The sequence below is a fragment of the Neptunomonas antarctica genome (genome assembly GCF_001305295.1).
Lineage (GTDB): Bacteria > Pseudomonadota > Gammaproteobacteria > Pseudomonadales > Balneatricaceae > Neptunomonas > Neptunomonas antarctica.
In genome coordinates this window covers 140,922-162,053 of the sequence record NZ_LJSI01000054.1, presented here as the reverse complement: position 1 = coordinate 162,053, position 21,132 = coordinate 140,922, and the positions used below count along the sequence as shown (strand labels likewise).

General features: G+C 44.4%; 20 protein-coding genes. 5 read left to right on the top strand and 15 right to left on the bottom strand.

All coding sequences use genetic code 11. From position 1 onward, the window contains the following. Positions 1 to 15: 15 nt before the first annotated feature. From Nant_RS19940 to ccoN, 7 genes are all read right to left on the bottom strand, one after another. Positions 16 to 2,469, bottom strand: a complete 2,454-nt coding sequence (locus tag Nant_RS19940) for a heavy metal translocating P-type ATPase (RefSeq protein ID WP_054343429.1) — start codon at positions 2,467 to 2,469, stop codon at positions 16 to 18. A gap of 10 nt (positions 2,470 to 2,479) precedes the next feature. Next, a complete protein-coding gene (locus Nant_RS19935) occupies positions 2,480 to 3,007 on the bottom strand; it encodes a FixH family protein (protein WP_054343428.1) in 528 nt (175 codons plus the stop codon). Positions 3,008 to 3,098: 91 nt separating this feature from the next. Beyond that, a complete protein-coding gene (gene ccoG / locus Nant_RS19930) occupies positions 3,099 to 4,523 on the bottom strand; it encodes a cytochrome c oxidase accessory protein CcoG (protein WP_054343427.1) in 1,425 nt (474 codons plus the stop codon). A 152-nt stretch (positions 4,524 to 4,675) separates the two neighbouring features. Further along, complete coding sequence (gene ccoP / locus Nant_RS19925) at positions 4,676 to 5,569, bottom strand: cytochrome-c oxidase, cbb3-type subunit III (RefSeq protein ID WP_054343426.1); 894 nt, start codon at positions 5,567 to 5,569, stop codon at positions 4,676 to 4,678. Then, the gene (locus Nant_RS19920) at positions 5,566 to 5,751 is read right to left on the bottom strand and encodes a CcoQ/FixQ family Cbb3-type cytochrome c oxidase assembly chaperone (protein ID WP_054343425.1); all 186 of its coding nucleotides are present in this window, start codon (positions 5,749 to 5,751) and stop codon (positions 5,566 to 5,568) included. The genes ccoP and Nant_RS19920 overlap by 4 nt, the downstream gene beginning before the upstream one ends. A 6-nt stretch (positions 5,752 to 5,757) precedes the next feature. Next, positions 5,758 to 6,378, bottom strand: a complete 621-nt coding sequence (gene ccoO / locus Nant_RS19915) for a cytochrome-c oxidase, cbb3-type subunit II (RefSeq protein WP_054343424.1) — start codon at positions 6,376 to 6,378, stop codon at positions 5,758 to 5,760. 17 nt (positions 6,379 to 6,395) lie between these two features. Then, positions 6,396 to 7,826 carry a cytochrome-c oxidase, cbb3-type subunit I gene (ccoN, locus tag Nant_RS19910; protein ID WP_054343423.1) on the bottom strand — a complete coding sequence of 477 codons (1,431 nt, stop codon included), beginning with the start codon at positions 7,824 to 7,826 and terminating at the stop codon, positions 6,396 to 6,398. A gap of 366 nt (positions 7,827 to 8,192) precedes the next feature. On the opposite strand from ccoN, the gene Nant_RS19905 reads away from it, so the two are divergent. Then, the gene (locus Nant_RS19905) at positions 8,193 to 8,837 is read left to right on the top strand and encodes an alpha/beta family hydrolase (protein WP_238377206.1); all 645 of its coding nucleotides are present in this window, start codon (positions 8,193 to 8,195) and stop codon (positions 8,835 to 8,837) included. Here Nant_RS19905 and Nant_RS19900 read toward each other — a convergent pair. After that, positions 8,818 to 9,102, bottom strand: coding sequence for an antibiotic biosynthesis monooxygenase family protein (locus Nant_RS19900; protein ID WP_054343422.1), 285 nt, complete (start codon positions 9,100 to 9,102; stop codon positions 8,818 to 8,820). The genes Nant_RS19905 and Nant_RS19900 overlap by 20 nt on opposite strands. A 141-nt stretch (positions 9,103 to 9,243) precedes the next feature. Between Nant_RS19900 and tusA the strand changes: the two genes are divergently transcribed. The 3 genes from tusA (at position 9,244) to trxC (ending at position 10,575) form a co-directional block, all read left to right on the top strand. Next, positions 9,244 to 9,489 (top strand): sulfurtransferase TusA, encoded by a 246-nt coding sequence (tusA, locus tag Nant_RS19895; RefSeq protein ID WP_054343421.1) that lies wholly within the window; start codon positions 9,244 to 9,246, stop codon positions 9,487 to 9,489. After that, positions 9,440 to 10,063: a ProQ/FINO family protein gene (locus tag Nant_RS19890; protein WP_238377205.1), complete on the top strand. Its 624-nt coding sequence runs from the start codon at positions 9,440 to 9,442 to the stop codon at positions 10,061 to 10,063. Before tusA ends, Nant_RS19890 begins: the two co-directional genes overlap by 50 nt. Positions 10,064 to 10,140: 77 nt before the next feature. Next, positions 10,141 to 10,575, top strand: coding sequence for a thioredoxin TrxC (trxC, locus tag Nant_RS19885; protein WP_054343420.1), 435 nt, complete (start codon positions 10,141 to 10,143; stop codon positions 10,573 to 10,575). 54 nt (positions 10,576 to 10,629) lie between these two features. On the opposite strand, the gene Nant_RS19880 is transcribed toward trxC, so the two are convergent. From Nant_RS19880 to Nant_RS19860, 5 genes are all read right to left on the bottom strand, one after another. Beyond that, a complete protein-coding gene (locus tag Nant_RS19880; RefSeq protein WP_054343419.1) occupies positions 10,630 to 12,573 on the bottom strand; it encodes a bifunctional diguanylate cyclase/phosphodiesterase in 1,944 nt (647 codons plus the stop codon). A gap of 21 nt (positions 12,574 to 12,594) precedes the next feature. After that, positions 12,595 to 13,182, bottom strand: coding sequence for a transglutaminase-like cysteine peptidase (locus Nant_RS19875; protein ID WP_238377203.1), 588 nt, complete (start codon positions 13,180 to 13,182; stop codon positions 12,595 to 12,597). 202 nt (positions 13,183 to 13,384) lie between these two features. Beyond that, the gene (locus tag Nant_RS19870) at positions 13,385 to 14,476 is read right to left on the bottom strand and encodes a DUF3080 family protein (protein WP_054343417.1); all 1,092 of its coding nucleotides are present in this window, start codon (positions 14,474 to 14,476) and stop codon (positions 13,385 to 13,387) included. Beyond that, complete coding sequence (locus tag Nant_RS19865; protein WP_238377202.1) at positions 14,451 to 15,800, bottom strand: MATE family efflux transporter; 1,350 nt, start codon at positions 15,798 to 15,800, stop codon at positions 14,451 to 14,453. The genes Nant_RS19870 and Nant_RS19865 overlap by 26 nt, the downstream gene beginning before the upstream one ends. Before the next feature lie 154 nt (positions 15,801 to 15,954). Then, positions 15,955 to 17,700 (bottom strand): PHA/PHB synthase family protein, encoded by a 1,746-nt coding sequence (locus Nant_RS19860; RefSeq protein WP_082400423.1) that lies wholly within the window; start codon positions 17,698 to 17,700, stop codon positions 15,955 to 15,957. 352 nt (positions 17,701 to 18,052) lie between these two features. On the opposite strand from Nant_RS19860, the gene Nant_RS19855 reads away from it, so the two are divergent. Then, a complete protein-coding gene (locus Nant_RS19855; protein ID WP_054343416.1) occupies positions 18,053 to 18,292 on the top strand; it encodes a glutaredoxin family protein in 240 nt (79 codons plus the stop codon). A 38-nt stretch (positions 18,293 to 18,330) separates the two neighbouring features. Here the strand turns inward: Nant_RS19855 and Nant_RS19850 are convergent, their stop codons facing one another. Continuing rightward, entirely contained in the window at positions 18,331 to 19,134 is an 804-nt protein-coding gene (locus tag Nant_RS19850; protein ID WP_054343415.1) for a TatD family hydrolase, read from the bottom strand. Between the two features lie 5 nt (positions 19,135 to 19,139). Then, positions 19,140 to 21,116, bottom strand: coding sequence for a transglycosylase SLT domain-containing protein (locus Nant_RS19845; protein ID WP_054343414.1), 1,977 nt, complete (start codon positions 21,114 to 21,116; stop codon positions 19,140 to 19,142). Positions 21,117 to 21,132: the final 16 nt, after the last annotated feature.

Below are 21,132 nucleotides of genomic sequence, written 5' to 3'. Positions count from 1 at the left end.
CTCAAAATTAAAGTGTTATTTTACAGGATTTCTGCGAACAAGTTTAGTCAGGCGCAAAGCATTACCCACAACAATCAGCGAGCTGACGGACATGCCAATAGCCGCCATGTAGGGTGCAATAAAGCCCATTGCTGCGAGTGGTAATGCGATCAGGTTATAAAGCAGTGCCCAGCTGAGGTTCTGACGAATAATAGATTGGGTTTTTCTGGATAATAGAATGGCGTCCACCAATCGGCCAATATCGCTGCTGATAAGAATAGCGTCCGCATTGGTTTTAGCCAAATCCGTCGCACTGCCCATTGCAATAGACGTTTGAGCGCCGGCTAATACAGGGATATCGTTAATACCATCGCCGACCATAACCACTTTTGCGCCCTGGCTTTGTAGTTTTTGTATATAAGCTAATTTTTCTTGTGGCGAGGTATTGGAAATAACATCCTTTATGTTAAGTGCGTTAGCGACTTCCTTAACAGCGCCTGAGTTATCACCGGTTAACATCTGAACATTGAGTCCTAATCGGCGTAGGATGGCGAGTGTCCGTGGCGTGTCTTTGCGGATCTGATCGTTTAAGCAGAACCAGGCTAACGGGGATTGAGTACCACACAATAATAGCCATTGGCCGTCAAGATCAGGCGCATCTTTGTAGGTAAGTTGTTGTTGGCAGAGTGCGGAGGAGTATTCGGGTTTTCCAATACGGTAACTTACACCCTCAATTGTACCTTCAAGGCCCTGGCCTAATTCGACGTTAAGTGCTTTAGCCGTTTGCGTTTGATACTTATGGAATGCTTTGGCGATGGGGTGTTCCGAATGTGCTTCGAGTGCGGCGGCTATGCCCAGTACCGTTTGTGTATCGAGATCACTGCATAACTGAGTGCTTTTAAGCGATAGATTGCCTTCTGTCAGTGTCCCTGTTTTATCAAAAATGATATGTGTTGCTGTTGCCAGGCTTTCAAGTACGTGACCTCGCGTAATTAACAAGCCGTGCTGCCTTAATGTCCCTGTTGCTGCTGTCAAAGCGGTTGGTGTCGCTAGCGAAAGAGCGCAAGGGCAGGTGACAACTAAGACAGAGAGGGTTATCCAGAATGCATTCTGCGGGTCGATACTCCACCAGAAAAGGCTGACAATAGCCGCAGTGAGCAGGACTGATGCGACAAAGTAACTAGCCACTTTATCAGCAATCTTGGCCACAGCGGGTTTCTCTTCTTGAGCCCGCTCCAAAAGACGAACGATGGCAGATAATTTAGTGTCTGCACCGACGTCGGTGACTTTTAATTGCACCGGACTTTCGACATTAATGGTGCCGCTTGCAACACTATCGCCAATGGTTTTGTTGATCGGGAGATATTCGCCGGTTAAGGCTGATTCATCAATAGATGAGTAGCCCTCGATAATAATGCCGTCAGCAGGAATAGTGTGGCCGGGTTTGACCAAAATGATGTCATCAATATTCAGCTCTGTTGCCGGAATCAATGTTTCATTACCCTCTCTGATCCGTATCGCGCTGGCTGGAATTAAGTTTAAGAGAGCGTTTCCGGCACGTCCGGTACGGTGCCTTGCTTGCATCTCAAGATATCGGCCAATCAACAGGAAGAAAGTAAACATCGTGACTGAATCAAAATAAACTTCACCGCTCTGTGTAATAGTGGCCCATGCGCTTGCAAGGTAAGCTCCGCCGACGGCGATAGACACTGGAACATCCATGCTTAGGTAGCGGGATTTGATGTCACGTATCGCGGCAATAAAAAAAGGACGGGCAGAGTAAAGTAAAACAGGTGTCGCAATAATCAGGCTGGTCCAGCGAATAAATGTTTCAAATTTATCCTCAATTCCCTGTAAAGCGCCAGCATATAGTGCGATAGACATCATCATGACTTGCATCATGCCGAGCCCGGCTACACCTAAGCGACGAAAAGCCCGCTTTTTCTCAAGTTCCAGAAGTTGTTCTTCTTTATCAGGATGGTAAGGATGGCCTTTATAACCGACATGATAGATGGCCGCCATGATCTGGCTGAGTTGAATCGTATCGTCATGCCAGCGGATACGCGCGCGATGATTGGTCAGGTTGACAGAGGCTTGCTCTACTCCGGATTGCTTGACCAAATGATGCTCAAGTAACCAAACGCACGCCGCACAGGTGATTCCTTCTATAACGAGTGTGGCTTCTTTAAGGTCGTCTTGCAGGGAAATAACAAAGGCTTTTTGGATAGTGTTGTTATCGTAAAGCTGCAACTCGTCTTGTACATTCGTGGGTAGATCGGTGCCTGAGAGCTCCGGAATAGCGACGGAATCTCCCTGACGGTATTTATAGTAGTGCTCAAGCCCGCTGGAGACAATGGTTTCAGCGACCGCTTTGCAGCCGGGACAGCACATAGGTTGTGCTGTCCCGTTGATGTCGGCAATAAACAAGGTGCCTTTGGGTACATCCAGGCCACAATGGAAACATGCCTGACCCTCGAACTTACTATTCATGTTAACAGGCCTATAAAGTGGGCTTCAGCTCAACGCTTATTTGATCATAAGGTGGCTGGATTTCTTTATTCAAATGCCAGTCTTCATTAGGGGGTGCTATGAAAATAAAGCGTTTACCCTTTAGCTGAGAGGATAGGGTTCCTGAATACAGTTGCTGAGAACCGACCGCTTTTAATGTGATCATCTGATCATATTTCTGGTGTGTCGGATGGACGATATCAAGCATCAGATATTCAGGGATGGCGCTAAATTCACCCTTGAGCTTGACCATAATATCACCCGTCATATTATCCAGGCTGAGTGTGGCAGCGATATGATGCTCGATAGCTTTTTGAGTTTTTACTGTGTTCACCTCATAGCCTCTTGCTATGCGGTAATAATCATCTTTAACCACGCCGTCCATGGTTGTAATAGCGAGATAGAGAAAGGTAAATCCATAAATAGCTACGGCAATCAGGGGCGATAAAATAAACCATAGCCAAGGTTGTTGGTACCAGGGTTTTGCTGCTTGAATCTTATCAATCTCATCTTCGGTCATATTGGTTACTGCTATAAAAAATTACGACTATAAAAAATAGCTGCTGTCTTTGCAGAAAGCAGCTATTTTTACTCATTTATTACGCCGTCGCTTATCGACGTGGCGCAGGGCCTAAAAAGCGACTGTCTTCGGTGATAGAGATGCTGTCATCATCTAATGCCTGAACATTAATCTGGATATCATAGTTAGACCGTTTGATTTGCTCCGGATCTAACTGAACACGAATAACGTAACCCAGAAGTTCGCCTGCTTTAATGGTGACTACAGGATCTGAAATTAGTTGCAGTCCTTCGACGCCCGATAAACTAATTCGATAGTCATGATCACGCTGCTCTTTATTGGCTAGTTTGAGATTGTACACATTCTCTATTAAACCATTGGGGGTTTTATTATAAAGTTGTCCACGGTCACGCAGAATATCAACTTCGAGAGGGATTCGGCTGTAAATGGTGTAACCAAAAGCAATACACATGGCTATGAGTACTAATAAATAGCCCATAAGACGAGGTCTTAATAAGTGGGTTTTTTTGCCCTCTAATTGGTGCTCTGTCGTGTATCGAACCAGTCCTCTTTCATATCCCATACGATCCATGATGTCATCACAGGCATCCACACACGCACCACAAGCTACGCATTCGTATTGTAAGCCATCGCGAATATCTATACCAACAGGGCACACGTTTACACAGAAACCACAATCGATGCAGTCACCTAAACCTTCTGCTTTATAATCGGTATCCTTCTTGCGTTTTCCTCGATGTTCACCGCGTTTTTCATCATAGGATATGACGAGTGTATCCTGATCAAACATGACGCTTTGAAAGCGTGCATAAGGACACATATAGATACATACCTGCTCGCGAAGCCAGCCTGCGTTGGCATAGGTAGCAACCGCAACAAAACCAATCCACCAGGTTTCCCAGGGGCCGAGCGAAAAACTAGCGAAATCATTGACCAGTTGGCGAATGGGCGAAAAATAGCCGACAAAGGCAATAGCAGAGGTGATTGCTATGAATAACCATAAACCATGTTTTACAACTTTCTTGCGGAGTTTTGTGAGGCTCCAACCGGCTTTGTCTAGCTTCATGCGCTGGTTGCGATCACCTTCGGCAATTCTCTCTGCCCATATAAACAGCCATGTCCATACGAACTGAGGGCAAGCATAGCCACACCAGAGACGCCCTGCAAAAACAGTTACAAAAAACAGGGTGAATGCCAGGATGATTAGTAGCCAAGATAGCAGCATGAAGTCTTGAGGCCAAAAAGTCATGCCAAACACGTGAAACTGACGACTAGGCAGATCAAAGAGGATCGCTTGTCTGCCATTCCACTCAATAAGGGGAAAGCCATAAAACATGATCAGCATAATCGCGCCAGAGATAACGCGTAAATTTTTAAAGATACCTTTATAAAACTTTACATAAATGTGTTCTCTACTTGAGTAGAGATCAATAGATGCTGCTTTTTCACTAGGAGAAGGTGGCGGCGTTATATCTTTTACGGGTATCTGATTCATTCCTGTGCTCGCAAGCTGAATGGATGGGTATTAGCCTACTGGGCCAACGTATCTATAACTTATCTATTAGATATGTTGAATATTATAATGTTTTCTCTAAAAAAAAGGCGATATGAATATCTTCATATCGCCTTTTAATTGATAACTGTCAATTACTTGTTAGACAAGCTATAGACATAGGCAGCAATTAGCTGGATTTTATCCTCGCTGAGCAGATTCTTCTGAGCAGGCATAACACCATTACGCCCTGAACGGATAGTATGGGTTATTTGTTCAAAAGTACCACCGTACAGCCAAGTAGTGTCAGTCAGGTTAGGTGCGCCTAAAGCTTGCATTCCTTTACCATCAACACCGTGACAGGCCGTACAGAGTGCCTGGAACTGAGTCTTACCGCGTGCAGTAGATTCAGGGTCAGATTCCTGGCCGCTAAGTGTCTGTACGTAGCTTGCTACGTCACGAACACCTTCTTCGCCAAGAACCGCTCCCCATGCTGGCATCGCACCCTGACGACCATGTAAAAGCGTCTGCTTAATGGTGGCAGGAGCGCCGCCATACAGCCAGTCATTATCCGTCAGGTTAGGAAAGCCGTGCGCGCCAGTTGCAGCAGTACCATGACAAACAGAACAGTTGTTTGCAAACATGCGCTGCCCCATTTTAAGGCCTGCTACGTTTTCAGGTTTTTGCAGGTCTTCAACTGAAAGCACTGCGTATTTAGCAAAGACGGGCTTGTATACTTCATCAGCATGAGCCATCTCTTCTTCCCACTGGTTGGTTGAAGTCCAGCCCAATAGGCCTTTCCAGTTGCCAAGTCCAGGGTACAGAGCCAGATAAACCAAACCAAAAACGATAGTTGCCATAAACATCTGGAACCACCATTTTGGTAATGGGTTATCGTATTCTGCAATGCCGTCAAATTCATGACCGACTGTTTTTTCAGTTTCTTCTTTGTAGGGTTCACTTTTACGCGTTTGCAAAAGTAACCAAGTACAGCCAAAAATAACGGCTAGGGTGATAATGGTTACCCATGCGCTCCAGAAAGCACTCATTTTTCAACACTCCTGTTCGGGGGCGTTTCATCCCGGTTGCTATCCCCTTCGTCTGCGAAGGGGAGTTGAGATGCCTCATCAAATCGCTTCTTATTGCCTGGAAGTAATACCCAGATAAAAAGGCCAAGAAAAGTGATAAGCATAATCACCGGTATGAAAGGACCGTAAACATCGTAACTCACTAGGGATTACCGTTTGTTATTGTAAACAGAATGGGTTTTGCCCAGCGCCTGCAAATATGAAATCAATGCTTCAATTTCATATTTACCTGCAGCGTCTTCTTGAGCACTGGCGATTTGATCGTCAGTGTAAGGGACACCCAGTTGACGCAGAACACTCATTTTGGCAGCCGTATCTTCTCCCGTTAGCTTGTCTTCGAACAGCCATGGGAATGAAGGCATTTTTGACTCAGGTACAACATCACGAGGGTTGTATAAATGCGCGCGATGCCAATCATCTGAGTAGCGGCCACCGACACGGGCCAAATCAGGCCCTGTGCGTTTAGAACCCCATAGGAACGGATGTTCCCATACATGTTCGTCAGCTGTTGAAAAATGGCCATAACGTTCTGTTTCTGCACGGAACGGACGGATCATCTGAGTGTGGCACACATGGCAGCCTTCGCGGATGTAAATATCACGTCCTTCAAGTTCTACTGCAGTATAAGTGCGCAGGCCTTCAATTGGTTTGGTCGTTGATGCCTGGAAAAACAAAGGTACGATCTCAGCCAAACCACCACCGCTGATAACGATGATAATCAGCAGGACCATTAAGCCGATGTTTTTTTCTATTGTTTCATGCTTGATCATTATTCTGCTCCTCAGCCTTATGCAACCTGCGCAGCAGCGTCAGCTACTGGGGCTTTACTGTCTTTACGAACAGTCTGCCAAGTGTTGAAAGCCATCAGAAACATACCTGTCAGCAAGAATAATCCACCCAACCAGCGTACGAAGTAACCTGGATGTGATGCTTCCAGTGCTTCAACGAAGCTGTAAGTCAGCGTGCCATCTTCGTTAACTGCGCGCCACATCAGACCCTGCAATATACCATTAACCCACATCGCGCAGATGTAAAGTACAGTACCAACAGTTGCCAGCCAGAAGTGAGTATTGATCAAGGCAACGCTCCACATCTGTGTCTTCCCGAACAGTTTGGGAATCATGTGATAGGTTGCACCGATAGTGATCATAGCAACCCAGCCAAGAGCGCCGGCATGTACGTGACCTACCGTCCAGTCAGTGTTGTGAGACAGTGCATTCACTGTTTTGATTGCCATCATAGGGCCTTCGAAGGTAGACATACCGTAGAAGGATAGAGAAACAACCAAAAAGCGAAGGATAGGATCAGTGCGTAGTTTGTGCCAGGCGCCAGAGAGCGTCATCATACCGTTGATCATACCGCCCCATGAAGGTGCCAGAAGAATCAAAGACATAACCATGGCAACAGACTGAGTCCAGTCAGGCAGGGCAGAGTAATGCAGGTGATGACCACCGGCCCACATGTATGTCGCAATCAGCGCCCAGAAATGCACGATAGATAAGCGATAAGAGTAAATTGGACGTTCAGCTTGCTTCGGAACGAAGTAATACATCATGCCCAGGAAGCCTGCTGTGAGGAAGAAACCTACAGCATTATGCCCATACCACCACTGCACCATGGCATCAACTGCACCAGGGTAAACAGAGTAGGATTTCCACATAGTGACCGGTATCACTGCACTGTTAACGATATGAAGTACCGCTACAGTAATGATAAAAGCCATGTAGAACCAGTTACCCACATAGATATGAGAAGTTTTACGGTTTTTCACTGTGCCCAGAAATACGATGGCATAGCAAATCCATACAACCGCAAGGAGTATATCGATTGGCCATTCCAGCTCTGCGTATTCCTTGCTGGAAGTCAGACCCATTGGCAGCGTAATTGCTGCTAGAAGAATGACTGTTTGCCAGCCCCAGAATGTGAAAGCAGCCAAACCGTCAGAGAAAAGACGTGTTTGGCAGGTACGCTGAACTACATAATAAGATGTAGCGAACAGGGCTGATCCACCAAATGCGAATATAACCGCATTGGTGTGTAGAGGACGAATGCGGCCAAAAGAGAGCCACGCCGTGTCAAAGTTTAATGCCGGCCATACCAGTTGAGCGGCAATAAAGACGCCTACTGTCATGCCTACGATACCCCATATCACCGTCATAATGGCGAACTGGCGTACAACTTTGTAGTTATAAGTTGGATGTTCGATTGCAGTGCTCATGTCAGGCTCTCATCAAAAAGCTTGGTTTGATAGTACAGTTACAAGGGTAATTATCTTGGAATAGCCCTGTGTTTTCAACGATCTTCATGCGTTGAGTGTGGCGTATTGTCGCACATAACTTAAATTAAATATATTCTATATGAATATTACTTTATGCCGTCTTGTGTTTATATCTTATTGATTTATAAAAAGTTAATAAAATATAATCAGTTATTGTACAATCGTATAAGACCCTATTTAGCGCTGCTCTTTTGTTAATTAGTACTACTTTAGGCGTGTTTTTGACGTTTCTTAACTAGCATTTGCTTGATGTAGATCAAGCAGTACAATGCATTAATAGTCTGTTTTGATAGGTAATGTTGAATTTTGGATCTTTTAATTGAAGGGGATGCTTTATTGGGGCGAGTTATTCTTGCTCATGGTGCAGGTGCGGCCATGGATAGTGAGTTTATGGAATACGTAAGCCATCGTTTGGTTGAGAATCAAATACAGGTGGTGCGCTTCGAGTTTGATTACATGCATCAACGGCGTTCAGGGGGCAAAAAAAGACCGCCAGATCGTTTGGATCGTCTGATTCAGGCTTACAACGATGTAATTGATAGTTTTTCCGATCAAGTGCCACTGTTTCTGGCTGGGAAGTCAATGGGAGGTCGGGTTGCCTCGATGGTTCTTGATCAATCTGACGCACAAGCATGTTTTGTCTTCGGATACCCCTTTCATCCTGTTGGCAAGCCGTTGACTACTCGTACAGATCATTTACTGGCGTTAGAAAAGCCATTGTATATATTTCAGGGCGAACGCGACCCTATGGGTCATATGACGGAAGTGAATAATTACGTATTGCCGTCAACTGTCCAGATTAACTGGTTTGAAGATGGCAATCACGATCTGAAGCCTAGAAAAAGGTCAGGTTGTACACAATCAGCTCATATTGATTCAGCACTCAGCGTTATGACGTCTGTCATTGTCAGGCGCCATTCAGAGCGTGACGTTAATGCTCTAGAATCATAAATTTTTCGTCTCGATCTAGCATCGGGCTAATCATTTCCATTAATTCTTTTCGTTCAGTTGATATTCTCCAGCGATGCCAGTCATCAACCGTACGGTAAGTGGCGATTATGATGCGATGGTTTGAATCATGTACATCCTTTAATGCTTCGCCTGAAATGAAGCCATGTGCCTGCATCGCTTTTTGCAGTGTGTTCATTTCAGATTTTTCATAATGCTTGCACAATTCCTCATCAGCAATGTGTCGTTCAATAATCACTTTAATCATGACGTGCTCCCTGTGGTCTATTGCTATAGAGTAAGCATAAACCTTGTGCTGATAATCACAAACTCATACTTTGGCCAGTGCTGGCTTCCGCTGGTGAGTATTATTTGAGACAATAGGCGTGTTTTTGGGTAGAGATGCGAAATGGTGGGTATCAAAGAAGATCATTTGCTGGATGCTACGGGCTTATATTGTCCCGAACCGGTTATGATGTTGCACAGTAAGGTGCGTGAAATTGAAATAGGTGAGGTGTTGTTAGTATTAGCCACTGATCCTTCAACTCAGCGCGATATCCCCAAGTTCTGTACATTTCTTGGACATGAGCTTGTTGAGCAAATCAATGAAAACGGAAAACAAAAGTTCAGCTACTATATCCGCAAAGGTGCCTGAGATGGTCCATGACGATGTAGATACTGCGGTGAATAAAACATTGCAGATGGTTGATGAATGCGAACGGTTATTAAGCGATTTAGAGCTAAAGAAAAACCGTTTGAATATCAAAGTGATCGAGAGAAATGTTGTGAACGACGTAGTGACCCCAAAAAGTAAAAGTAAAGCAAAGAATAGAGCGGCAAATCAGGCAGCGCTTCAGCTTTTGATGGAAACCTATCCTAAAGTATTTAATCGTGACAACGTACGTCCTCTCAAGATTGGTATTCAGGACGATTTAATCGCTGAAGAGAAAGTAGCGAAAAATAAAATCAAGCGTGCACTTGCATCATATGTGCGAGCGCCTCAGTATTTCCGGTCTTTGCAGGATGGGGCTGATCGGATTAATTTGCTGGGAGAGCCACAAGGTCAGGTGACGGCAGAAGAAGCTGAACATGCGAAAGGTAAATTAAAAGAATTTCATCAGCATCGTCGTGAAATTCAGCGCGAGAATGAAAAACAACAGCGCGAAATTGAAAAAGCTGACCGTATCCATAGTAAATTAGACCAACTGGTTGCGTTGAATAAGCGCTAATTACGACTATGAATTCATAGTAAAGCACCTTATATTAAAAAGTTCTTATGTTACAGGGTTCTTATATAGGGTGCTTTATGTCTCAGATTAAACTAATTTCTTGTCCGTCTTGCCAAACACCCAATCGTGTTCCCTTTCAGAAGTTGTCTGATAAGCCTGTTTGTGGGCGATGTCGAGAACTGCTGTTTCAAGGGAAGCCTGTAGAGCTTGATGCTGCGCGGTTTGATAAACTGATAAAGTCTACTGACATTCCTGTTGTCGTTGATTTTTGGGCACCCTGGTGTGGTCCATGCAAAATGATGGGTCCGGTTTTTACTCAAGTGGCTGCTCAACTCGAACCGAAGTTTCGTTTTGTGAAAGTGAATACGGAAGTAGAACAAGCGTTAGCGGCTCGATATGCGGTCCGCAGCATACCGACGTTACTGATGATAAAAGATGGGAAAGAGATAGCACGACAGGCGGGAGCCGTGGATGCAACCAGCTTAATGCGCTGGTTGCAGATGTCTGTTTAATCTATGGAGTAATGTATATTGCCAGAGCCTTAGTTAGATAAGGCTCTGCAGGAGTTATACAAGAGCCTCTGGCCTGCCATGTAAGAATCCTTGAGTCCCATCGATATTGAGCAGAATTAACTGCTCAACCTGACTCTGTTTTTCAACACGCTCAGCATAAACTTCAATTCCCAGGCTATGCACTGCAGTTATCAGGCTGCTGATAAAGAAACGGTCTTCAGCACTATGGTCTACCTCCCTGATAAGTGAGCCATCAATTTTAATATAATCTGGCTGGACAGCATAAATATAGCTGAAACCACTTGGATGAATACCAAAATTATCTACACCAAATCCGATACTATTTTTTCTTAAAAGGTCACGAAAACGAACAATATGTTCAACATCATTAAGAACAGCGGTTTCATTAATCTCAATATTTAACTTGCCTTTCAGCGGATGTTTACCCAGCTTCCTTCGCAACCATTTATCAAAATTTTCAGTATGAATCGTTTGCTGAGTTAAATTGACGGTCAAGGGGGAGCTCGTCGGGTTATGTGAGATATATTCGATGGCGCGTTCTAATACTGCTTTATCCAGCGCTTCAATTAGCCCCAGCTCTTTCACTACGTGTATAAATTCGTTTGCAGTACAGGGAATGTTCTCTCTGTTTAAGATACGCACTAATAATTCACGTTGCAGAGGTTTTTTTTCTGTGGAAGAAAGGACTTTCTGAAACTGTAGGAAGACCTGTTTATTATTAATGGCATTTGCCACATGTTCTTGCCAAGAACTGGATGCAACCTGAGTTCCGGTAAATTGCTCTGGAAACTGAATATCTGTTTTTTCTATTGCTGCCTGTCTGACAAGAATTCTCGCTTCTGATAGCAGTTGGGCGGCGGATGTGTCATCTGTACTCTGCGTCACAGAGATATGGACAGCAGGCTGATCAGGTGAAATGTTTTCAAAATCGGCTCGGGTTTTGATGGTATGGTTTAATTTTGTGATTTCACATTTTATTGTTTCTTCGTCGGTCTCTGGAATTAAAGCAATAAAATCAGCACCAGAGAGACGCCCGACAATGTTTGGCTGATAGCGTATCGATAAATTTTCCAGCTGTTTAGCCGTATATCTCAGGAAGTTATTGGCTTTTTCTTCACCAAACTTTTCATTAAGGGCCTGCAGATTGGGAATGTGCAGATATATACAGGTACCGGGGCCGAACTCCTTGCGATAATCGAGCCAGTCGCACAGTTGGGCCTGAGTAGACCGCTGATTGGCAAGGCCTGTCAGGTTGTCTTGATAAGCGGTTTTGCGCAGATCATCAATATGGCGACTCTGCTCGTCGAACATTAGATGTACGCGTCGAACCATTCGGTTCATTGCTTCAACAACGTTTTTTAATTCGCGAGTCTTAGGTATCTGTTTTTGTTCAACATATTTGCGTTCAGATAAAGCGGTTGCTTGTTCTTCAACGCCTTTTAGCGGACGCAGGATAAGTCTTAATAAATAGCTAAGAGACAATACCGCAATAAGTGCTAATGAAATAAACCAAATAAGTGTTTTCTCAGCGCCTTTCCATAATTGTTCATAGGCATAGCCTGCTCGACTCTGAACTTTAATTTTACCGACTTTACGCCATTGATGGCTTATTTCCCGCTCCATAGAAGGCGGTGTTATTTGGACCAGCTTGAGAAACCATTGGGGCACTTTTTCTGAAATGATAACCGGTGTTGTTGAAGAAAAAAGAGTTTTTTGGTCTGCATTCGTGACTTCAATTTTGTGATAAAAACCACTGTCGAAAATTGCATTAACTGTGGTTTCAATCATTGCAGTGTCTTCGTCTGCCATGTATGGAGCAAGATACAAACCTAAATGGGTCGCTGTGTCCTGTCCGTGAGATTCTAATTGATGCAGCAACATCTCTTTTGAACTGTCGGACATGATGTAAAGGGTGCCTGACACTAGGCCAATCAAAACAGCAAAGACTGCGGCGGTTAGCTGATTGAGTAAAGACATAAAGATCTCCCTGACCCCTGATTAATTAACATTAACACGATTATTTTCCAATCTCGATTTTAGCTGTACCCAAGGGCCCAGGCGATCTGATGTTCCAACTAATGTGGTTCTGCGGCCTTTTTTCGAAAGCCATAGATTGTCACCATTAAAGCTATAAACATGCAGTAGGTCTGGGCGTTGGGACGCCGGTTTTATTTCAGGAATCAGGTTGTCTAATACAACAGGAATAGCATTAGGTTGCTCATAATATGTCAGCACCATATGCGCCTGATTTAGTTTGAGTGCTTTAACATAAGAAATGCTTAGCTTGTTCATATCTACACCAACCTCCTTGAGAGTGTAGTATTTCGCAATAGAAAAATCTTCGCAATCGCCGCCATTACTGATCAGAAATTCAACCGGTGTAGCCCAGTAGTCTTTTTGCTTCCAATGGCTGATATCATCCAGAAACCTGACCTGATTAAAAAAATCGTTAACTTGCTTTAGTTTTTCTTTTTCAGGCTTATTGGCTATATCATTCATTAGATTCTGCCATGCCTGTAATCGCAGCTCTGCTTCGGCTCCGTACTTTTGACCTAACTGATGAATGTAAGCTTTAGTCAGCCGCACGCTGATTTCACTTAATGCAAGCATAGATAATGTTAAGGAAAGAGTCGCAACGCAAAGACAACAGAATGCACTGATTTTAAACGATGTGGGCCGTCTCTTTTCGATAATGGAGAAGGGGTTATTCAGCACGGCGTGCCCTGTGCAGGAGAAGTAGTGGATTCAGCATGGTAGAAATAGTGCACTTTTACAAGGTGGAATTTTTTTAGTCGGATAGGGAAGGCATTAAATTGCATTGTGTAAGGATTCTATGCCAAGCCTCTGTATGTCTATTTCGGGCGCTAATATAGCGTTTCCAGACACTGATGTCAGTATCCGTCATGAAAACCTGATCAGTATATTTTTTAATTTCCTCTGGTACGGACAAAAAAGAGAGCATTTTTTCATGGGTGCTGAACCACTCATATCCAATACGCTGAACCTGAGCCATGTAAGGTTGAATTTGATGGGCGTAATATTCTAAAAAGACGTTTTTGAGTACGTCAGCCTGTGGGTTGCGCATGTTATCAAAGCACATGGCTCTGCGTGCTAGTCGGTTGTCAATACTATCTGATACGCTATTGAATGTTGTTTCAAGTAATACGAGTGATTTTAATAACGGGGTGCCAAGTGGGTCACGATAAATAGACTCATAGTTTTTCTCTAGGCTATTTAAGTTAACGAATAATGATTTTTCAGTAGTTTCGGTCGGATGAAATACGCTGCTCACAATAAAGGATAATTTTTTCAGCGCCTGTAGGGTGGCCGTATGGTCTGATTGAATGAAAGGAAGGGGCGGCTGATTCATGGCAAGCGATGCATCAATCTCTTTGCCTGTATAAAGGGCATTCCAGACTATTAAAGGCATATTGTCTCGTTTGATAGTAACAATTTTTTCAATACGTTTTTTTAGATCAACTTCTATCGTTGGATCATTCACAGCTAATGTTAAGCATTGACGAATTTTCACATAGAATTGAATTTCGTAGCTCAGCCTCTGCGAAGGGGCTGCCAGTTTGCCTAGCGAGCTGTTTCTTGACGCAATTAATGATAGCAAGTCGCACCTCCCTAAATCGAGAACATCAAGTAATCCTTCACTGATATCAGTGGCTTTCTGAAAGCGTTGTCGTTGGGCGGGTAGCGCGGGTATTGTTAGTTGTTCGGTGTTCCATTGTGGGGGCTCATCAAGCACATAAGCGACGCGATTGGCATAGGTTTGCATCAGGGTTTGTTCTTCGGACACCCGGCTGCAGGCGCTGAGAAAAAGTAGCGCCGCTAAATATAAGCAAAAATTAACGGCAGGACTGTTTCGCGACACGCCGGAGCCTGATAAGTAATAATACGGCGGATACCGAGAGGCCGATAACTAAGCCATACCAGAAACCGGCGGCGCCCATGGCCGGCGTAAGCCAATCGGTAAGACCTAGAATGTACCCTAGTGGCAGGCCAATGCCCCAATAGGCGATAAACACAATGAGTAGAGGAATGCTGGTATCTTTGTAGCCGCGTAAAGCGCCTGCCGCCGTCACTTGAAGCGCATCGGATATTCCGAAGAGCGCTGCAATCAATAATAGATTGGCGGCAAGCTCAATAAGATTTTTTTCGGTCGTGAAAATTTGCGCAATTTGGCTGGCTAGTAGCCAGATTGCGATGCTGGTGAACACTGCAATACTGCTGGTAATCAGTACGCCTATCTTGGCGCTAAACCAGGCATCATGCGGTTTTGCTGCGCCCGATAGCTGACCAATACGAATGGTACAAGCCATGGCTATGCTGAGTGGGATCATAAAAATCAAACCGGTAAAGGTCATCGTGATTTGGTGTGCTGCGACGATAACCGTGCCTAATGGGGCAAGTAGTAGAGCAATAACTGAAAACATGCTGGTTTCGATGAGGATGGCAAAGCCCATAGGAACGCCAAGCTTCAGGTAGTTAAAAAGGGCGGCGATATCCAGCCATCTGGCCGTAGTTGCATGAGGTAGTTTCAGTTGAGGTTTATGCTTCAGCGCTAACCAGCCGCAGATCAGCATTAACCACATTACCAGCGCGCTGGCCCAGCCACAACCTGCCGCGCCCAGTTCGGGCATCCCCAATTTCCCGAAAACAAAGATATAGTTTAGCGGTATGTTAAGTAGTAATGCGGCAAAAGCAATATGCATGGCAGGGCGTGTTTTACCGAGTCCTTCAAAATAACTTCTGAATAATTGGTAAAGCATGAGAGCAGGAAATCCCCAGGAGATGGCGTGCAGATAGGCTTGTGTTTTTGCGGCTAGATGAGGCTCGACTTTCATGAATTCAAGAATCCATGTTGTCGAATTTAATAAAAATACGCTGACTATGCCTAACGTTAATGCGACCCAGATCCCTTGCCTGAAAATACTCAGCACTTTATCCGATCGTTCCGACCCCATAGCAAAAGCGACCAGCGGCGTAGTTGCCATCAGGATTCCCGTGGCTGCTAAAAAAATAGGTAGCCAGATGCTTGATCCAAGCGCGACAGCCGCCAGATCAAGCGTACTGTATTGTCCTGCAATAAGGGTGTCGACAAAACCCATGGATGCCTGCGCTAATTGCGTCAGCATAATAGGCAAGCCTAATGACAGCAGGATTTTTGATTCCTGCCAGAGGCGGTATTGTTTCAACAATCAAATCTCTGAAAAAAGACGAGTAGTATGGGTACGCAGTATCCCAATAAGCGAAGGAGATCATAGGAGTAGCGATAGGTGAATGCAACCACAGAAGTGAAAACAAAAAAAAGCCCCTGCAGTGCAGAGGCTTTTATAAAGCACTAATTATTTATTCAATACGAACTGTGACGAAACGGCCTGGCGCTGCTTCGATCGCTTTATGCTCTGCATTTCCATATTCTTTCGGTGCATCAATTTTTTTGCCAGCACGACGTTTATGCCATTCTGACCAGTTTGGCCACCATGAACCTTCAACGCTTTCAGCTGTGTCGAGCCAATGGTCAGAGCCTTTTCCTTGCTCGCCTTTAACCCAGTAGTTTCGACGATTTTTTGACGCAGGATTAATAACGCCGGCTACATGTCCACTTGCACCCAGAACAAACTCTATAGGGCCACCGAAGTTTTCCATTCCTGTATAGGTGCCTTTCCAAGGTGCGATGTGATCATCAATAGTAGATAGGAAGTAACAAGGTGTCTTGATACGTCCTAAGTCAATTGGAGATCCGCACATAGTCAGTGCATCTTTTTCTACCAGTTTATTCTCAACATACATCTTTGTGATGTAATAAGTGTACATTTCTGCTGGTAGATTAGTTGAGTCACCATTCCAATATAGAATATCAAATGGAGGAGGTGTCTGGCCTTTCAGGTAGTTATTCACTACATAAGACCAAATCAAGTCATTCGAACGTAACATGTTGAACGAAGTGGCAAGCTCTTTACCGGATAGATAACCCTGGTTATTGACCTTGGTTTCTAGTTTTTTGACTTGTTGTTCGTCGAGGAATACACACAGATCACCAGGGTCCCTGAAATCGGTCAGTGTTGTCAGGAAGGTAGCAGATGCAACACTGGTATCCTTACGGTGTGCAAGAACAGCTAATGCTGAAGCAACAAGCGTACCACCGATACACCAAGCGACGGTGTTGACTTTGGGTGAACCTGAAATCTCTTTAACAACGTCAATGGCTTTTAGAACACCATCGCCTACATAGTTATCCCAGCTGATATTACCCTGTTCAATAGTCGGGTTAACCCAGGAGATCAGGAATACCGTTTGACCTTGTTCTACACAGAACTTCACATAGGAGTTATGTTCCTGAAGATCCAGAATGTAGAATTTATTAATACAAGGAGGGACAATTAATGTCGGTTTTTCAAATACTTGTTCAGTTAGCGGCTTGTACTGAAGCAGTTGGAACATCTCATTTTCGAAAACAACAGCGCCTTCAGACGTAGCGATATTTTCGCCTAGAACAAAAGCACTTTCATCGCTCATCGAGATGCGGCCTTTCTCGATATCGCCGAGCAGGTTCTGTAAGCCATCTACCAGACTTTGGCCTTTAGTTTCAAGAGCTTGCTGTAAAACTTCAGGGTTAGTAATAGCAAAGTTAGTAGGAGACATTGCATCAATGTACTGTTGAGTATAAAACTCAAGTTTACGTTGTTCTGTTTCAGACAGGTTAGCTTTAGAAGCCATATTCTGCAGCATACCAGAGCCAAGCAGATATGATTGCTTGATATAGCTGAAAACCGGGCTTGTTGACCATTCTTCTGCATTAAAACGGCGGTCGCCTTTAGCCGGTTCGGCAACCGGTTTTATAACAGACTGTCCTGATAACAAATTTTTCCACATGCTCATTTGAGCTTGCTGGTAATCTGTGATTGCTTTGATCCAGACCGTTGGATCCTCAGCAGAGCGTGTTGCTAGTTCAGACCATGATTGAGTGAACTGGCTGAAAACATCATCCCCACCTGCAGTGGTATAGTTTTCGAGAAGCTTTTGGGTTTCCTGGTTGACGTAGTTAATGAACTCTTGAGGATTCGTAAGCTTGTCGTTAATATTTTTTTCCATGAAACTACCTTTATGCTGAAATCTGCTGATTTGCCCAGCTAATACCTAGGTGTCGATGTGACGTTTCCAGATTAATGATTACAGTTTTCTGTGACAATAAAATTACTGACGTTTAGCATATCCTTGCTACTACAAGGCATGCAAGTCATATACAACAGATCATAATAGTCCTTTAGCCTTGCTTAGTTGTATGATGCTCATCAATCATAGCGTCGATATGTTGTAAAACAATCAGTATGACTAAACGCTTAATCTGGCTGAAAGGTTAGCATGGATGGCTAGGCGTAAGGTGAGCAGGAATGGCATAATCCGTATAAAAACATCCTAATATTCGACTGAATTTTGAGGCTTTATGAAGAGTTTTTTACTTTTTAGTACGCAAGCTTGTCATCTGTGTGAGCAGGCAGAAGCGTTGCTTGTTTCCAGTCTTGATCCTGGGCTGCATCAGATAGATGTGATTGATATTGCTTATGATGATCAATTACTTGAAACCTATGGCGAACGTATACCTGTGTTACAAAACGAGCAAACAAATGCAGAGTTAGACTGGCCGTTTGATGCTCATCAATTACGGCTCTTCATTAATAAATAATCATAACTGATGGATTAGCGGCTAAGGGTTACAGACCGTCAGACGTTAAAGAGTCGTTTGGTGTTGTTCGTGGTCTGGGTCGATAACTCTTCTATTGTAATCCCTCGGAGCTGCGCAATCGTCCTTGCAATATGATGCAAGTAAACGGGTTCATTGCGGCCTTTTTTGGGCTTTATTGGCAGGTCTCTCGGAAGCAGGTAAGGAGCATCCGTTTCAAGTAGTAATCTATCGTGAGGGATCTCTTTTATAAGTGCTTTAAGTGACAGTCCGCGTCGTTCATCACAGATCCAGCCTGTAATGCCAATATAAAGCCCTAAGTCCAGATAGCCAAATAAGGCTGCTTTGTCACCGGTAAAGCAATGAATAACGGCCCCTTCAAGTTGCCGGATTACAGGTTTGAGTATCTTGATTTGTGTCTCAGTTGCTTCCCTGTCGTGTAAAAACAGCGGCAGTTTCGTTGTTATAGCCAGATCGATTTGCCGCTCAAATGCGGCTATCTGTTCTTCGGGAGTAGAAAAATTCCGATTAAAATCGAGGCCCGTTTCACCAATAGCAACGACACCAGGCTGCTGGCTGAGCTTGTAGAGTTCCTCCATTGTGTGATCGGACATGGAAGAAGCGTCATGGGGGTGAATACCTGTTGTCGCATAAAGATAACCAGGGTTTTCCTTGCAGAGGGCAATGGCCTGTCGTGACGACTCCAGCGATGTACCCGTAATGAGCATCGCGCTTATACGCGATGCTTTTGCCCGGGCAATAACCTCATCTATATCATGGCGAAAACGTTTATCTGTCAGATTAACGCCAATGTCGATAAGCTCGGTCGTTATTAACTCAGTCATCAGTATTAAAGCGTCGATGGACGAGCTGATTTATTACCGTAGTTCAGAGCAAACGAGGCTGACTCTTGTGTGTTAAACAGTGTTGTGCTTCTTGATGCCATAACATCATAAATGACGCTGAAGGCTAATACATTTTGTACATAATTTCGGGTTTCATCGAATGGAATGGTCTCTATCCATACGTCCAGAGGAACATCTCCACGCTCTTTTAGCCAGCGTTTAACACGGTGAGGGCCCGCATTATAAGCAGCTGTCGCATAAACACGATTCCCTTCGAAAGTGCCGAGTACCTGGGCAAGGTATGCTGTGCCTAATGCTATATTAGTTCGTGGGATAAATAACTGATCGGGTTTTGTATAGTTAACGTCAAATCTTTTCGCTGTCTGTTTTGCGGTGGCAGGCATTAATTGCATCAAACCACGGGCGCCTACTCTGGAACGTGCTTGTAAGTGGAAAGCGCTTTCCTGGCGCGCAATAGCAATAGCCCAGGTTTGGTATATTCCGCGTTCGTTAGCGAGCTCTTCAAAGAGTGAAGGGTGAGGGTTAGGAAATCGAATATCCAGATCATTCCAGGCTTTAAGGCGGGATGCGCCACGTATCGCCTGATCATACCAGCCCCAGTCATAGGCAATATGCGCTAAGGCCAGCTGATCACTAGCAGCAAGCTGTTTGTTCAGGAAGTTCCATTCCACGCGAGCCGCATATTGATAATCAAATGCCAGTAATTCTTTCATGCGCATGACTGCAGGAAGTTTGCTTAGTATTGCTTTTTGTTCTTTAGTCACCCCAGAAGGTTGGTGGTTGAGATAGAAGGGATCGCTGGAAAGCTCAGATGCCAGAAAACCATAAAAGCTTCTTTCTTTTACGACGCTGGCATAATTGGCTTGGTAGCTTTTAGGATTCAGGCGATATTTGGAGGTTTCTTTCCAGTATACCCAACGGCCATCTGCTTTTAGCGTATCGGGAAGCTTCTCGATCAGATTAAGCGCCGATTGCCAGTCCTGTTTCGCCAGCTCAAGGCGGATGCGCCACTCAGTGAGTTTTTCGTAAGTAAAATCAGGATCGAGCTTAGCGAGTATTTCAACGGCATTATCTCGAAAGCCTTTGGCGTAGCGCAGCCCGAAATACTCGTTAAGTTTATCAAGAGTAGGCTTGTCTATGCTTAACCTTGTACGGTCACGCAACCATAGATCTGTCGCTTGACTAATATCTTTGCGGGCTATTTGACGGATACCATACGCTGCCATTATCCCGTGATGTGGATTTTGTTTTGATAGCAAGGCAACATCATTTAACAATTCTGGTTTTGCTTTAACCGACCAAAATAGCTCACTTTCTTTTTTATGGGTAGGGTCGCTCAGGAAGCGCTCAATATATTTAGCGAGTGCGAAGTTTTTTTCCTGTATAGCATTCCAGAAGCGGTGGTTGGCTACATCTGAAGTTAGATGACCCTCTTTCATCCACTCTGCAAACAGCGGGTCGCAGGCTGCATCTTGAGAATGTCCGACTTCCCACAGTTGTTGTGCGGTTTGGAATGCCTCTTTTTTATGTCCGGCTTGCAATTGCGCATAACCTAATCCGCATAGGTATCGATTGCGTTTAAGCGGAAACTCATTATAGGCGCGGGTAAATGACTGCCAGCGCTGTTGCTCCATCATATTATCTAGCCGAACGCGTTGAGCGTCATCCGCGAACGGTGTGGTCTTGTTGTCCTGTATATATTTACTGATGATATTGTCATTCAGTTGAGAAATGTCTCTTTTGAATTGCTTAATGTGCAGATAGGGAACCAGTGGATAGTCCCTGAGTTGCACGATTAGCTTGTCGGCAAGTGCGGTATCGTTTTTGTCGAAAGCCACTTTAGCCTGCTTATATAAAGTGCGCTCAGATGTGCTGGCGTATGCTGCAGGTAGGGACGCAAAGATACTCAGTGAGGTGCCGATAAGTGCGAACGTAGATAATATTTTTTTAGTTTTTAACATCGTTCCAGTACCTATC

Bases quoted from the DNA above. Each gene is read 5' to 3' on its own strand.
- Nant_RS19940 (WP_054343429.1), bottom strand. From the start codon at position 2,469: ATGAATAGTAAGTTCGAGGGTCAGGCATGTTTCCATTGTGGCCTGGAT.
- Nant_RS19935 (WP_054343428.1), bottom strand. From the start codon at position 3,007: ATGACCGAAGATGAGATTGATAAGATTCAAGCAGCAAAACCCTGGTAC.
- ccoG (WP_054343427.1), bottom strand. From the start codon at position 4,523: ATGAATCAGATACCCGTAAAAGATATAACGCCGCCACCTTCTCCTAGT.
- ccoP (WP_054343426.1), bottom strand. From the start codon at position 5,569: ATGAGTGCTTTCTGGAGCGCATGGGTAACCATTATCACCCTAGCCGTT.
- ccoO (WP_054343424.1), bottom strand. From the start codon at position 6,378: ATGATCAAGCATGAAACAATAGAAAAAAACATCGGCTTAATGGTCCTG.
- ccoN (WP_054343423.1), bottom strand. From the start codon at position 7,826: ATGAGCACTGCAATCGAACATCCAACTTATAACTACAAAGTTGTACGC.
- Nant_RS19900 (WP_054343422.1), bottom strand. From the start codon at position 9,102: ATGATTAAAGTGATTATTGAACGACACATTGCTGATGAGGAATTGTGC.
- tusA (WP_054343421.1), top strand. From the start codon at position 9,244: ATGGTGGGTATCAAAGAAGATCATTTGCTGGATGCTACGGGCTTATAT.
- Nant_RS19890 (WP_238377205.1), top strand. From the start codon at position 9,440: ATGAAAACGGAAAACAAAAGTTCAGCTACTATATCCGCAAAGGTGCCT.
- trxC (WP_054343420.1), top strand. From the start codon at position 10,141: ATGTCTCAGATTAAACTAATTTCTTGTCCGTCTTGCCAAACACCCAAT.
- Nant_RS19880 (WP_054343419.1), bottom strand. From the start codon at position 12,573: ATGTCTTTACTCAATCAGCTAACCGCCGCAGTCTTTGCTGTTTTGATT.
- Nant_RS19860 (WP_082400423.1), bottom strand. From the start codon at position 17,700: ATGGAAAAAAATATTAACGACAAGCTTACGAATCCTCAAGAGTTCATT.
- Nant_RS19855 (WP_054343416.1), top strand. From the start codon at position 18,053: ATGAAGAGTTTTTTACTTTTTAGTACGCAAGCTTGTCATCTGTGTGAG.
- Nant_RS19850 (WP_054343415.1), bottom strand. From the start codon at position 19,134: ATGACTGAGTTAATAACGACCGAGCTTATCGACATTGGCGTTAATCTG.
- Nant_RS19845 (WP_054343414.1), bottom strand. From the start codon at position 21,116: ATGTTAAAAACTAAAAAAATATTATCTACGTTCGCACTTATCGGCACC.